Source organism: Heyndrickxia oleronia (assembly GCF_017809215.1).
GTDB classification, from domain to species: domain Bacteria; phylum Bacillota; class Bacilli; order Bacillales; family Bacillaceae_C; genus Heyndrickxia; species Heyndrickxia oleronia.
Genome location: NZ_CP065424.1, coordinates 2,866,272 through 2,879,899 on the forward strand (window position 1 = coordinate 2,866,272; position 13,628 = coordinate 2,879,899).

General features: G+C 34.8%; 14 protein-coding genes. 2 read left to right on the forward strand and 12 right to left on the reverse strand.

From position 1 onward, the window contains the following. Window positions 1-9: 9 nt before the first annotated feature. From I5818_RS14400 to I5818_RS14435, 8 genes are all read right to left on the reverse strand, one after another. Window positions 10-1,017 (reverse strand): DUF3231 family protein, encoded by a 1,008-nt coding sequence (locus tag I5818_RS14400; RefSeq protein WP_078110194.1) that lies wholly within the window; start codon window positions 1,015-1,017, stop codon window positions 10-12. A 962-nt stretch (window positions 1,018-1,979) separates the two neighbouring features. Beyond that, entirely contained in the window at window positions 1,980-2,747 is a 768-nt protein-coding gene (locus I5818_RS14405) for a sugar phosphate isomerase/epimerase family protein (protein WP_078110193.1), read from the reverse strand. Beyond that, on the reverse strand, window positions 2,731-4,092 hold the full coding sequence (locus I5818_RS14410; protein ID WP_078110192.1) for an MFS transporter: 1,362 nt from the start codon (window positions 4,090-4,092) through the stop codon (window positions 2,731-2,733). Before I5818_RS14410 ends, I5818_RS14405 begins: the two co-directional genes overlap by 17 nt. Before the next feature lie 487 nt (window positions 4,093-4,579). Then, window positions 4,580-5,290 (reverse strand): DinB family protein, encoded by a 711-nt coding sequence (locus I5818_RS14415; protein ID WP_078110191.1) that lies wholly within the window; start codon window positions 5,288-5,290, stop codon window positions 4,580-4,582. A gap of 193 nt (window positions 5,291-5,483) precedes the next feature. Continuing rightward, window positions 5,484-6,884 carry a right-handed parallel beta-helix repeat-containing protein gene (locus tag I5818_RS14420; RefSeq protein WP_078110190.1) on the reverse strand — a complete coding sequence of 467 codons (1,401 nt, stop codon included), beginning with the start codon at window positions 6,882-6,884 and terminating at the stop codon, window positions 5,484-5,486. Window positions 6,885-6,976: 92 nt separating this feature from the next. Next, window positions 6,977-7,591 carry a DUF2306 domain-containing protein gene (locus I5818_RS14425; RefSeq protein ID WP_078110189.1) on the reverse strand — a complete coding sequence of 205 codons (615 nt, stop codon included), beginning with the start codon at window positions 7,589-7,591 and terminating at the stop codon, window positions 6,977-6,979. Between the two features lie 17 nt (window positions 7,592-7,608). Further along, window positions 7,609-8,043, reverse strand: coding sequence for a hypothetical protein (locus I5818_RS14430; protein ID WP_078110188.1), 435 nt, complete (start codon window positions 8,041-8,043; stop codon window positions 7,609-7,611). Window positions 8,044-8,055: 12 nt separating this feature from the next. Then, window positions 8,056-9,066, reverse strand: a complete 1,011-nt coding sequence (locus tag I5818_RS14435; RefSeq protein ID WP_209391770.1) for a DJ-1/PfpI family protein — start codon at window positions 9,064-9,066, stop codon at window positions 8,056-8,058. A gap of 241 nt (window positions 9,067-9,307) precedes the next feature. Here I5818_RS14435 and I5818_RS14440 point away from each other — a divergent pair, with 241 nt between their 5' ends. Together I5818_RS14440 and I5818_RS14445 are read left to right on the forward strand one after the other, a co-directional pair. After that, the gene (locus I5818_RS14440) at window positions 9,308-9,994 is read left to right on the forward strand and encodes a response regulator transcription factor (protein WP_058003946.1); all 687 of its coding nucleotides are present in this window, start codon (window positions 9,308-9,310) and stop codon (window positions 9,992-9,994) included. Between the two features lies 1 nt (window position 9,995). Further along, window positions 9,996-11,318, forward strand: a complete 1,323-nt coding sequence (locus tag I5818_RS14445; RefSeq protein ID WP_078110186.1) for a sensor histidine kinase — start codon at window positions 9,996-9,998, stop codon at window positions 11,316-11,318. A 155-nt stretch (window positions 11,319-11,473) separates the two neighbouring features. Here I5818_RS14445 and I5818_RS14450 read toward each other — a convergent pair whose 3' ends face one another. From I5818_RS14450 to I5818_RS14465, 4 genes are all read right to left on the reverse strand, one after another. Then, window positions 11,474-11,929, reverse strand: coding sequence for a GNAT family N-acetyltransferase (locus I5818_RS14450; RefSeq protein WP_078110185.1), 456 nt, complete (start codon window positions 11,927-11,929; stop codon window positions 11,474-11,476). 504 nt (window positions 11,930-12,433) lie between these two features. Further along, on the reverse strand, window positions 12,434-12,583 hold the full coding sequence (locus I5818_RS14455; RefSeq protein WP_169846911.1) for a hypothetical protein: 150 nt from the start codon (window positions 12,581-12,583) through the stop codon (window positions 12,434-12,436). A gap of 137 nt (window positions 12,584-12,720) precedes the next feature. After that, complete coding sequence (locus I5818_RS14460) at window positions 12,721-13,044, reverse strand: YciI family protein (RefSeq protein WP_078110184.1); 324 nt, start codon at window positions 13,042-13,044, stop codon at window positions 12,721-12,723. A gap of 41 nt (window positions 13,045-13,085) precedes the next feature. After that, the gene (locus I5818_RS14465) at window positions 13,086-13,547 is read right to left on the reverse strand and encodes a GNAT family N-acetyltransferase (RefSeq protein WP_139358134.1); all 462 of its coding nucleotides are present in this window, start codon (window positions 13,545-13,547) and stop codon (window positions 13,086-13,088) included. Between the last annotated feature and the right edge of the window lie 81 nt (window positions 13,548-13,628).

Consider the following 13,628-nt stretch of genomic DNA (forward strand, 5'->3'; position numbering starts at 1 on the left):
TTTAACATGTTAGGTATTAGCAAGTTTATCGCGATCTTCAGATAGTGGTGGTTCTTCCAGCCACCCATTTTCTATCATGATATTTGCACCTTCTTCTGCATATTTTGCAATTTCCGCCGATAATCTTACAAAATCAAGTGATATATCCCTTCTCATACTCGTTGCAGCACTTGTTCCATAAAATCCGATACTTAAACCTATTAAGGTTGTCGTCATAAACATCATCAATTTATCAGAAAATGGAGAGATTTTTGAATCGGTGACTTCTGAATCCCATGTCATTGGGATTGGTAAATGATTTTCACCTAAAACAGTACCTAATATTTCAACATGTTTCGCAGAGATTTCTCTTCCCCTAACCATAAATTTCCCTACTTTTTTAGAATGCGCAACTTGACTGAATCCCATCATTGTTGATTTCCCTAACGCATTTCTTTGTTGATTGGTAAAAAGATTAGTTATTTCAATTACTGTTAAGGGCCTTTTATCCCCAAACCATCCTGCCATAAACTTTTTATTATTTACAAAATCAACTTCTTTTTTAGGATTCAAATATGGTGATCGAATAAATAAGCCCTTTGACAAAAGTACATTTTTCGTCATTGTATCAAACTGATCAAGCTCCTGAACACAATTTGAAAAATATTCGTTGATATCCGAACGTACCGATAATGTCTTAGATAGCGAATAGAAATTAAAAGCAATAATCCCCATATTGTAACTAAAATACAACATAAAACTGTCCGAAAATAATCTTGGTGCGTCTACATTAACATCATCTGCTACTTTGAACCCATATGGTATGGGAAAGCTTTCGTTTTTAAAAATTGAAATTAACTTTTTTTGATGACTATTCGCAGTTTCCAGCCCCAAACTTATGATCTCCTTTATTTCACTATCCTCTACTGTTGCAAGAAATGATGTGAAAATACATTTACACATACTACTATTCATATATGCAGACCATAATTGTGCAATTTCTGTAGCAGTTAATTTTGTATTTTGTTTAAAAGCCATCAAGCTTTAACCTCCTAATTATCAATCCTTATATTATTATTTGATTATTAATATTGTTATATTCGTTGCTTTCATTAAAGAAATCAAACCACTAGGACTAAAATTAAAATTGGATAAATTCTTACTTTGTTATGTGATTGATCATTATTTCGAAAAATAACATTCAAGTTGTGAGCCCGTAAATAAAGGGCTCTATCTTGAGGGGAGTGTATGAATACCGTGAAGGAAGAAATTACGTTTGTACGGTAACCAATGGGAGGGTTTGGTTACCCTGTTGATGAATATTGCGCCTGTACGGTAACCAATGGGAATGCTTGGTTACCCTGATGATGAAAATTCCGCCTGTACGGTAACCAATGGGAGGGTTTGGTTACCCTGTTGATGGAAATTGCGCCTGTACGGTAACTAATGAGAGGGTTTGGTTACCCTGTTGATGGAAATTGCGCCTGTACGGTAACTAATGAGAGAGTTTGGTTACCCTGTTGATGAATATTGCGCCTGTACGGTAACCAATGGGAGGGTTTGGTTACCCTATTGATGGAAATTGCGCCTGTACGGTAACCAATGGGAGGGTTTGGTTACCCTGTTGATGGAAATTGCGCCTGTACGGTAACCAATAAGAGGGTTTGGTTACCCTGTTGATGGAAATTGCGCCTGTACGGTAACCAATAAGAGGGTTTGGTTACCCTGATGATGGAAATTGCGCCTGTACGGTAACCAATGGGGGTGTTTGGTTACCCTGATGATGAATATTGCGGGGGCACGGTAACCAATGGGAGGGTTTGGTTACCCTGTTGATGGAAATTGCGCCTGTACGGTAACCAATAAGAGGGTTAGTTCCCTTTCATTTCCCGAGGGAATGAGCTGAAAACTCCATAAGACCGCTCTGAATCCTTATGGAGTGTAAACATGCAATTGGGCTTTGACAAAACAACAAACTTTACGAAAACAGCCAACAATAATCATACTTTAGTCATTAATATATAGTTTATGATCTCCTTTAATGAGTATTTATATGGATTTATCTCATAAACAATTGGTCCTGAAAATTTTTGGTTAGCCAAATACCCATTTAATCCGGCTGATAGGTTGATTCCTTCACCTGGAAGTAAGTGAAGGTCAGATTTCCCATCATTATCAGACAGATGAACTGCACCTAAATAGCTCCCTAATTGTTTAATTGTAGTTTCCAAATCATTTCCCATTACAGCCAAGTGGCCAATGTCTAAACAGACTTTCATATTTGCAAATCGGATTAATTCTATCCATTCATCAACATTTGAAGCAAAATGATGGCAATAATTTAATGAATCTGGAATTAAATTCTCCAATAATAATTCAATACCATATTGTTCCGCTTCCTCGCTTAGTATGAGCAATCGTTCGCGTACTCTGATTAAAGTTTCGTCACGTTCTTCTGATGACCATGCATATCCTCCATGAATGGTCGCATGCTTCCCACCATAATGAGAAAGAGTAGCTAACCATTCTACTAATATTTGATGGGTCCTCTCATACAGAATTTTATCAGGTGTAGCTAAATTCAAATCATGAAATGGCAAATGTAACCCTATTCTTAATCCAGATTTCTTGGCAAGGTTTAAATACTCTTTCGAACAAGAGTGTTCTGCCCATATTTCAATTCCATCAAAGCCAGATTGTTTAATATCAGTAAAATCACTTATATTCCCATTTTGACCAATGGACCAAAGACTAAGCCATTTTTCCATGCTCGTCACCTATCTCTTCATTTGGTGTTGATATAGCTTCATTATTTAGTTCTTCTAATTTTTTTCCTTTAGTTTCTGGTGCTAAAAGGACTGAAATAATTAACCCCACTAAACCTGCGACTGCAAAAAGCCATAATGCTTTACTATTGCCCCAAGCAACAACCAACTGAGGAAAGACTAATATTCCTAAAATTGAACCAATACGACTAACTGCAGTAGCTAGTCCTGAAGCACTCGCTCGAATACTTGTCGGGAATAATTCTGTCGGATAAACAAAGTTAAGAATCCCTCCACCCATATTCGCAAAAAGAACAGCAAGACTGAATAAAATAACTAAAAATACCATTGTTGGATGTGGATTAAGAGCTAAAATGATTAATGCGATTGATAGCCCTGAAAAAGATGTAATAATTAAAGGTCTTCTCCCCATCCTCTCTACAACATTCATTCCAATAATTGCTCCTAACAGACCTAACACACTAACAGTTCCAGACCCAATATAAGCCAACATTTGCGAACCATTAGTAAATGGTTTTAAAATAGTAGGTGTATACATAGAAATGCCATAATACGCTACTGCATAACAGAACCAAAATCCACATACAAAGAAAGTACGGCGAAATAATGATTTAGAAAAAACATCACGTAATTTTTGCTTTTTGTTTGTATTCGGTTTAATAACAACCCTTTTACCAGTAATTTTCAGCATAATTTCCTCTGCTTCTTTTTCGCGTCCTCTAGAAGCAAGCCATCTTGGAGACTCCGGGAGTGTTACCCTAAAGTAGAAAACAATAAGTGCAAACACAGCGCCGACTAAAAGCATATATCGCCACGCACTTGGACCTAAAGGTGCTAATAATATTCCGCAAATATAGGCAACTACCGCTCCCACAAACCACATTGCTCCTAGTGATGTACTATGCTTCCCTCGACTTTTGGTTGAGCTAAACTCGGAAACGAGCGTAGCGGATATAGGATAATCCGCACCAATGCCAATCCCAAGTAAGAATCGGAATAATATAAGCTGCCAAGGTGCTTGAGCGAATGCAGTTAAAGCAGCAAACACGACAAAGGCTAACAAATCAATAACATACATGGCTTTCCGGCCAAATTTGTCCGTTAAATTACCCAGCCATAATGCTCCGATGAATGAACCGATAACAGCAGATGAAGTAATCAACCCCTGCAATCCTGGCCCTATATCCCATTGATTTAAAATTAGTGGCATTGCTACAGCAATTACCGTTAAATCAAAACCATCAAGAAATGTTCCCGCTGCAGACAAAAGCGTTATTTTCCTTTGAAAGCGCTTTAACTTCGGTGAATCTAATCCCTCAAAACTCATCTCAATCTCCCCTTCCTTATTTGACTGAAAATAAATGAAAGAATAACAAAAGCCATAGTCAAAAAAACATAAAATTCATGTTTTTAATGACTATGGCTTCTCTTTTATCTCCGGCCATTTATCAAATAGTTTTAAAAATTATGATATTTTATTTATAAATTATTCAGTTTAGTTTGTCAACCTGTTTATTTACTATTTTTCTTAGTAATTTTTATTGGCTTTTTTCGTATAGTTTGTTGCTTTTGTAAAAGCCCAACTGCCGGCTTTTACTCCCAATAAAGGATTTTTAGCGGTTCTTATGGAGATTGCAGCTCTTCTCAGTAAAATGATACGTGTAGCGATCCTCAGTCGATATTTAATAGTTATAACTTTACTCAAATAGGAACAATGTTTGAGTTAAGAGCCTTTTTATTATTATAAAAATTAATTCAAAGTTATTAGCTGTATCTTTATTAAGCATATTATTTTCTACAACGACTCATACTAATCAATACCCTTTTGACTTCTTCATTCGCTTTTGAATTTTTTCCTTAATACGAATACATTTATTCAAGTGCAAATAATTATGTCTTGTTGCAGGCATTAAAATTAGCCCAGCAATGGTTTTTTTACTCCAGTAGTCAGCTAACCACGCTGCTTCTTGAGTGACCGCATTTTCATCAAACAGTCGATTAATTCTATTTTTATTTACTTTCTTCTTAAATTGACCTTGCTCCAGCAAAGAGATGATTTCACGTGTTCTTCTACCTACCGCTTGTCTATATGCAATTAATGAATCAAAATCAATGCTTTTACTTAGTCCAGCAATCTCTTCATCTCTCATGTCATTTCCAGAGTGACAAAAATCTATATTCATTTTTTCAGTCCAGTTTCCTTTCACTGAAACTTGTTCGTCATTTGCTATAAGGATATTCATAGTCATGTCTTCTATACGTGCTAAATGCCACAAATGCCATACAATTGAATTCTTTGTATCACGATTTGCTACTGGATACTCTCTATATAATTTTTCTTCTAAATCAATTAATACTTCATCTTCTAAAGTTGGATTTCCACTATTCCCCACCGAGGACGAGTGCAATAATGCATGCTGTGAAAGAAATAATTGAATGGCTTGAGAATGTTCCTCTGATTTTAAAATAATTTCGGTTAACTTCTTATGGTTAGCATTCCATTCCTTTCGCTGTATTACATCCATACTTTTGAACAACTCCCTTACATCTTTTCATTGCTTATTCGAGTTCAATGGCAATAATACCTTTATTAAAAATACATTCATTTCCACTCAAAAGAAAAAGAGAAGAGGATTTCTGTCAATAACAGAAATCCTCTTCTCTTTCATATTTCAAACTATTTTTCCACAAAAAAACATCATTTGCAGTAGCCCGTTTTTATTTTACAATTTTTTTGGCAAGTGAATCCTTTTCCATTGTAAAATCATAGTTATCTTCATTGTTATATTTTGGGTTTATATAGCTAGATTTCGCATCACTTTTAGATGCAGCTTTAAAATCTGAAAATGAAGTATATTCCTTCTCTTTCCATACCCATAAACCAGATTTTCCTTTTTCCTTATGAAACACATTCCTTTTTAGAATATTTTTTTGATTCGTAGTAAAATCGTTGACGATAAACAAACGCGATGGTCCAGCAGATAGTATGTTTTTTTCAATTACATTATTTTTTATGTCGTGCTGTAATAAAATCTGTCCGCCATCGAGTCCTTTTATGTCATTTCGATAAACAATATTTTTTGAAATAGTAGAGTGAATCGTACCTCCCCGATTCTCATCATATCCACCAATCGATATTCCCGTATAATAGTTGTTATAAACAATATTATCTATAATTATTATATTTTCAGCATATTTATTTGCATGCTCAGAAGTTGCTTCAATTCCAATATCGCTATTAAATATAGTATTCTTTTTAATCGTAATCTTTTTTCCACCATCTACGTAAATACCACCAGCAGAGTATTCCTCTCCATAAGCTGGATTACCAAAAGAAGTTACTTCATACATCTTATTCTCTTGGACAACACCGTTTCTCACATAATCTGCATCTTTATCATGAGAAACTCCTTCATAACCTATTAGATCAATCCCGATATTATCCGTATAACGAACTAGGTTATTTTCCACTCTAAACCCATCAATATTCCCATTAAGAACAATGGATTCACTAGCACCAAGTTTTAATTTTTCAACAGTATTATTTAAAATATTTATGTCATTCATCGGACCGGTACCGTAAATAGCAATCCCATGTGCATTTCCATCATCTGCAAAAGTTTTAATTCGTTGTACATGGTTATTTTCTAATGTAATATGGCTACTAGAGCCAGTTACATATATCCCCATTACCGTTTCGTCGGCTAAATTCGTCGTCAAATCTTGAATAGATAGTCCCATTATCGTGACAAAATTTTTATTTTTTATTGTCACCAAAGCCGTATCTCCTGAAAGATGGTCTACCCCTTTACCACTAAGAACAACTTTTTCATTTTTATAGGCTTTAAACTTGATCGGTTTTGATTTCGTACCACTATGTCTAATGACAAGCCTTTCATGATATGTACCTTTTCGGATGTAGACAGTCGTACCAGGCTTAGCTTCTGAAGCAGCTTTTATTAGTGTACGAAATGGCTTTGATTTTGATCCTTCATTATGATCATTTCCCGTTGGAGCTACAAATATAGCCTGAACGTTTTTTGTATTTGTATTATTCAACACAACTAAAATCACTATCATTGCAATGACCGCAAGCATTATAAAATACATTCTCTTCATTAAATCAATCCTTATATCAAAATCCTAACCAAATCATACACTGCTATCAATAAAATTACTAATCTTTTGTTGTGTTTATATATAATACTAGTTTAAAATAATACTTTTTTTCTAATGATTAATTCTGCAACGAGTAGGTTTATAATCCAACATGCCCATACAGCTATTGAATATGATGTTCCATAAGAAAAATGTAAAATATAATGTGTGATAGTCACTATGATATAAATCGTCATATTGGCAAAGGAAAGAAAAAAACTTCGAATCATCCAACGACTATGTAAGCTTACTTTTTTATCTTTGATATATAGATAACCAAGGAAGGTTGTTACTAACCAAAGTAGATTTAATAATAAAAAACCGATAGTACTAAACCATCCACCCGTTGCAAAAAATGAAACGTATACCCCAGGAATGAAATTTAAAATAATTGACATAACATATACTCGTCCATTCCAACTATGAAAATGGATAGATTGAACTCTTAATCTTTTGAGAATTCCTAAAGGACCAGTAAGTAAAGAAATAATGGCTAGAATAATATGAATTCGAATCATAATGACCCATAGACCTAGATTAGTTATCATTTGGTCTTTATATGAGATAAATTTTTGGAAAGTAGGATCTACCAAAAAATTCTTTGAAAAAGTATGAAAAATCCACATCATAGGGATGATTACAATGGTTACAATTATATATTTTCTCATTATAGTCCTCCATAAAGTTAGGAAAATAAACTCCGATTTGTCATAATAAAGATAGCTACTAGTATTAATAAGGACATGATAATGCTATCTCTTTTTAGGCTTAATAATTTGACGATCAACTCTTTATCTGAAAATCCTCCAAGATTTATACCTTTCAATTTTTTATGAATCATTCCTAGAAGCCCACCAATTAGAACTAAAAGAGCAATTGCGATGACAACCCAGAAAACAGAGGGGGATGTTGAGTAATATATAACCAAACATGCTCCAGAAAACAGGAGTAACACTAACGCATAATGACCGAATCGAATATAGTTCATGATCACTTTAGGAACGACTAAAATTTCTTTATTTAATTGAGATACATAGCTATTCCATATGAAAGGGTAAGCAAGAAAGCCACCCAAAGATACAGCGATTAAAACATGTATAAATACAATAAATGAATACATGACTCTCTCCTTCTATTGTGTCATACGATATCCAGTTAATTTGGAGGCAGGTAACATTCCTGCTTTTGCTTCACCATACATTTTATTGCCCTCTACTGATACGGAAAATTTTAATGTAAGACGCATAGGTTTTGAAACTTTAAGAATCCACTTTAATTGATTTCCTTCTAGAACAGGGTTTTCTAAAGGGACGATTTCCTCTCCTTGCTTTGCCGTACCTTCGATTCTTCCATCTTTAAAGACAATATCGATTAGTGCAGCGATTTTTCCGATCGGTGTAGAAATAGAGGTATTCCATTTCCCATCAACATTCATTTCATCATGAACCAATTTAGGAGCCAGGGTTTTAGTTTCTTGTTCAGGTGAATGATCTTGTGGTATTTCTTTAGGCATATCTCCTATTGCTTTCCATGTAGTACCTCTACGTTCATATTCAAATAACTGTTCAACTTCAAGTGCAATACGTGGGCCTAGTTCTCTTTCGACTAAATAAAGAGCAACATCCAGTCCTGAAGTAACTCCGCCTGCGGTAACTAAGTTTCCGTCATCAACAACACGGGAATGAATAGGAATTGCCCCAGTTGCACGTAAAAGCTCCATTCCCATATGATGGGTTACTGCGTGACGGCCTACTAATAAACCATCCATTGCTAATATAAGTGCCCCACCACAAACAGTAGAAAGTACGATCGTAGGTTTCTTTATCGCTTCTTTAAGTAGATGTCTTAATTCTGTTTCAGAAGCTTGCTTCAATTTAACAGGAATAGAATCTGGTCCATCATTATCGACTGATCCAGCTGCACCTGGTACTAGAATGATTCCTTTATGTAATAAGTCGAGTTTACCGTTCGCTTGAAGCTTTACGTGATTAACTCCACTTTCAACGATTCGCTTTCCTTCTGCAGATACAAATTCAACCGTTACTTCTTCGTTTGAGTACATTGCAGCAGCAGTAAATACCTCATAAGGGGCAATTGCGTCTAACAAATCAAATCCATCAAACAAAACTATCTGAATATGCATAATTAAACCTCTTTTCTAGTTTATAATTGAATTAAATATGGGGTAATATCGTTGTGAAGCTTCTCTTCTCGACTGACAATGAAAGCATAACAATCGAATATCTCAAAAAAAGGAGTAAAATAGTCACAAAATAATCAAGAAAGCATCACAAAACGTTTCGCTTCGCTTGGTGCTAGATCGAAAAATGATAAACTTATATATTATTATTGATTGAGCGGAAACAGTGAAAGGTGGAATTCTGATGAATAATATAAATACAATTCTAGTAATAGACGATGACAAAAGTATTGTTGAGCTAATGAGGGATTTTTTTGAAAATGACGGATTTCATGTAAAAACGGCTTATGATACTGCTCATGCACTTACTGTATTTGAACAAAATCCAATTCATTGTATCCTACTTGATATAATGATGCCTGGAGAAAACGGCTTTGAGTTTTGTCGGAGAATTCGTAAAGATAGTAATGTACCTATACTTTTCTTAAGTGCACGGAGTGATGATGTAGACAAAATTAGAGGTTTAGGTCTCGGTGGGGATGACTATATAGTTAAAAATGCTTCACCTGGTGAAATTGTAGCAAGAGTAAAGGCTGTATTAAGAAGATCCAATTCTCAGGAAGCCATCAATAGTAAACTATTAGATTATGGTCGACTCGCTATAAATTTAGCTACTAGAGAAGTATTGATTAATGGTAAGAGTATCTCACTTACACCGAAGGAATATGACTTGCTACAATTATTTGCTGAGCACCCAAAATACGTTTTCACCTATGACCAATTACTCGACAAATTTTGGGAGGGAATTGGTGACAAGCATACCATTCGAGTCCATCTCAGCCGATTACGGGAGAAAATTGAATTCGATCCAAATGATCCTCAATATATTATTAATGTATGGGGAATTGGCTACCGTTTCAAGGGAGAATAAAATGAAGACCATACGTATACGAAATTTTATCATACTTTTCTTCTTACTTCTCCTCTTATTGCCGTGGATATTTCTTGTAGCAGCACATCTTATTGGAACAAAAACAGTTAGCTTTCAACTAAATGATACACAGCAAAGAAATTTATCCGAAACGGTCCACCTAATAGAAACAAATACAGAAAACTGGACGAACCAAGATTGGCAACATCAATTCCAAAGCAGATTAAAAAGTATGAACATGGATGTGAAAATTCTTTCCGCAACGGATCAGGAAATTTTTCGCTCTAACTCTAAGGATACCGATACATTAAAGAAGACAGAGCAATTTACTATTATCCAGGATGGAAAAGTGCTTGGAAAAGTGTTTATCTACCTTCCGAATTCAAGAGACATTCAGATTATTGCCGCGTTTACCGGACTATTACTAGCTTTTTTTATCATTGCATATGAGATGCGTAAACATATTCTTAAGCCTCTCGAGAAAATGAGCTTAGCCGCTCGACAAATTGCTAAAGGAGATTTGGATGTTCAATTGCCAAACTCCCGGATCACAGAAATTGCCGATGTACGTGACGGATTTAAAATTATGGTTGGGGGACTCAACGAATCCTTTCGGAAACAAGTTGCATTAGAAGAAGAACGAAGATTCGTAATTTCCGCAGTTGCACATGATTTACGAACACCATTATTTGCTTTACGAGGGTATTTGGATGGTCTTGAACAAGGCATCGCACATTCACCTGAAAAAGTGGCAAAATATATTGAGGTTTGCAAGGAAAAATCAGCACAACTGGATCGATTGGTTGAGGATTTATTCACTTTTACAAAGATGGAATATTTAAAAATGGGGATTGAAAAAAATGGGATCGACCTGGTAGACGTAATACAAAAATCCATTGACAGCCTGTATCCAATTGCGAATGAAAAACATATCTCTTTAAACATAGACTTTTCGCCAGAGGATTGCATAATTTTAGGTGATGTTCATTTATTAGAACGAGTGATGACCAATTTATTAGATAATGCCGTTAGACATACACCCCGTCATAGTAAAATTTTTGTTAAATGTTATAAAGAAAATAATAAAGCTACATTTACTATTCATGATACAGGGCGTGGTTTTGATTTACAGGATCTTCATCGAGTTTTTGAACCGTTATACCGCAGTGAAAAATCAAGAAATCGTTCAACTGGTGGGGTCGGATTAGGGCTTACGATATCACAAAGGATCATAAAACTTCACGGAGGTGACCTTGCTGTAGATAATCATTCCAATGGTGGTGGACTCGTAACAGGGTGGTTACCTTTAGCGAAGATTAACTAAATGGAAAAGACCATTTTCTTTGATATAATCGTTCATTTATTCGTTTTTCCCTCCTCTTCAAACAGGAGGGATAATTAATTTTAAAGTGCTAAATGGAAGAGCAAAAAATTTTTCATTAACAGTATTAGAAAAATTTTTTCATTTTCTTACTTATACTATTGTTTTCCCATAGATAGTGATTTCACCATTGTATAATAACTACTACCAGGTGGATAATCTTTAATTTCGCCTACTACTTTGTAACCCTTCATTTCGTAAAATGTACGAGCTTGAAATTCAAAAGTAGTCAATAACGCCTTTTCAGCTCCATTTTCCTTAGCTATTTTTTCTGTTAGTTCGAGAAGCTCTTTGCCAATCCCTTCCCCTCTATATTCTTTTTTTAACCAAAAATCATTAATTTCTAACCAATTCCAATAGACCTCTGCATGTATACCACCGATCCATTGTTTATTTTCATCCAGTACAATGATATTTATTGGTTGTACCGCTCCTTTTTTTCGTACTTCTCTATGAAACTTCGAATTTTCATTATTAAATTCTTTGATTTTAGTATTTAAGAAGGTAGCAAACTCGTCGTTATTCTCTAGCAAAATCTCTATTTTAAATTTCATATGTATTCTCCCTAATATAGTTTACATCCCATAAAGTATCTACAGCAAAACTCTACATGGCTTCATAAACATATTAATGACTATCTTCATTCGTTAGTTCGCTTGTTAATGGCGTAGATACCAATCCATATAAAATCGAATTTACTCGTATATTATGTTGAGCTAATTATAGAGCTGCATTTTTTGTCAGCATTTCAACTCCAGCTTTTGCTGATGAATATGCAGTACCATAGAACATTGGTACATGAGCATTGAGTGAACCACATTAACAATTGCACCGCAGCCATGTTCCTTCATATACTTTGCTTCATGCTTTAAAGATAAAAATACGCTCTTTAAACATAGATCTACAGTAAAGTTCCCAATCTTCTTCACTTTGATCAACAATTGTACCAGCTCTATAAGCACCTGTACCTTATATGCGTAATCAAGTCGTCCGAATACATCGATTGTTTGCTTAAGATCCTACTCTTTTGATACATTAATTGCGTACCCTATTTAATTTTAAGTTTCTTCTAATTCTATTAACTTATCCTTATTCAAATCTGCTCCCCCTACTTTAATATTATCATTTAATAAACGTTGGACATTCACATATCCGATTCCTGATGCCCCACCAGTTACAATTGCTAATTTACCTGGTAACTTTTCCATGCGTATCTCTACGTTATATCAAATAGACAAGAGTACTTTTACGAAAACAACCTATTAGTCAGAGAAAAAATAATGGGTGCAAGTATCAGTAGCACCCTTTCGTTTCATTCAATCCCTAGTTTAATAGTATAAAGATTTTATTGATTCAATAAGTTACTCTTTGTTTGTGGATCATCAAATAACCAATTGTTTCCTTCATTTGCTTCAATTATTTCATGAACTTCATAACTAGCGTAATAACCTTTTTTGATAAATGGATCACTTTCCACTAGTTTTTGTGCTTCGTTCTTTGTTTCGCATATTAAAATCTGCATAGCCTTTTCATTATCTTTTAAAGGACCACAAATGAATAGGTTTGATGTATTATTAAGCTCTTGCAAATGTTCAACAAGCTGTTTTAATAATTCATGTGTTAGTTCACCTTCTCTTTTATCCTTTAATAGGATAAGGAATTTTTGCATAAATGCCCTCCTTATAATTTTCTATCAGGCGCACCCGTGAATTAAAAATGTAATTTTAATCCTTCGTGTGTGGCTTTAAAGCCTAATCGTTCATAAAAGCGCAAAGCATCCTCTCTCTTTTTATCTGTTGTTAGCTGAACAAGATGACAACCACGGATCTTTGCACGATCAATGGCCCATTGTATAAGCTCCGTACCTACCCCTTCTCCACGAGAAGATGACGATATTCTAACCCCTTCTATTGTAGCTCTCCACCCACCTCTATATGTTAAATAGGGTGTATATGTAATTTGTTGCACTCCAATTATCTCATTACCCTTACAAGCTACTATTAATTCATTATTAGGATCAGATGCTATTGCATAAAATGCCTTTTTGTATACTTCTGGCAGCGGTTGCTGAAAATTCTCTCTCTGTCTACCTAATTCATCGTCAGCAAGCATTTCAACAATACTATCTAAATCCTGTTCAATTGCAACCCGAATGATGATTTCTTTATTCAACAGTATCTCCTCCTGAATTCTTGATCAAGAACTTCCTACTTGTATGCTATCGCACAAGATACATATAAGTGAATGATGATT

Coding starts and splice junctions, on each gene's coding strand:
- I5818_RS14420 (WP_078110190.1), bottom strand. CDS start 6,884: ATGAAGAGAATGTATTTTATAATGCTTGCGGTCATTGCAATGATAGTG.
- I5818_RS14410 (WP_078110192.1), bottom strand. CDS start 4,092: ATGAGTTTTGAGGGATTAGATTCACCGAAGTTAAAGCGCTTTCAAAGG.
- I5818_RS14445 (WP_078110186.1), top strand. CDS start 9,996: ATGAAGACCATACGTATACGAAATTTTATCATACTTTTCTTCTTACTT.
- I5818_RS14405 (WP_078110193.1), bottom strand. CDS start 2,747: ATGGAAAAATGGCTTAGTCTTTGGTCCATTGGTCAAAATGGGAATATA.
- I5818_RS14430 (WP_078110188.1), bottom strand. CDS start 8,043: ATGTATTCATTTATTGTATTTATACATGTTTTAATCGCTGTATCTTTG.
- I5818_RS14435 (WP_209391770.1), bottom strand. CDS start 9,066: ATGCATATTCAGATAGTTTTGTTTGATGGATTTGATTTGTTAGACGCA.
- I5818_RS14440 (WP_058003946.1), top strand. CDS start 9,308: ATGAATAATATAAATACAATTCTAGTAATAGACGATGACAAAAGTATT.
- I5818_RS14450 (WP_078110185.1), bottom strand. CDS start 11,929: ATGAAATTTAAAATAGAGATTTTGCTAGAGAATAACGACGAGTTTGCT.
- I5818_RS14400 (WP_078110194.1), bottom strand. CDS start 1,017: ATGGCTTTTAAACAAAATACAAAATTAACTGCTACAGAAATTGCACAA.
- I5818_RS14455 (WP_169846911.1), bottom strand. CDS start 12,583: ATGGAAAAGTTACCAGGTAAATTAGCAATTGTAACTGGTGGGGCATCA.
- I5818_RS14415 (WP_078110191.1), bottom strand. CDS start 5,290: ATGGATGTAATACAGCGAAAGGAATGGAATGCTAACCATAAGAAGTTA.
- I5818_RS14425 (WP_078110189.1), bottom strand. CDS start 7,591: ATGAGAAAATATATAATTGTAACCATTGTAATCATCCCTATGATGTGG.
- I5818_RS14460 (WP_078110184.1), bottom strand. CDS start 13,044: ATGCAAAAATTCCTTATCCTATTAAAGGATAAAAGAGAAGGTGAACTA.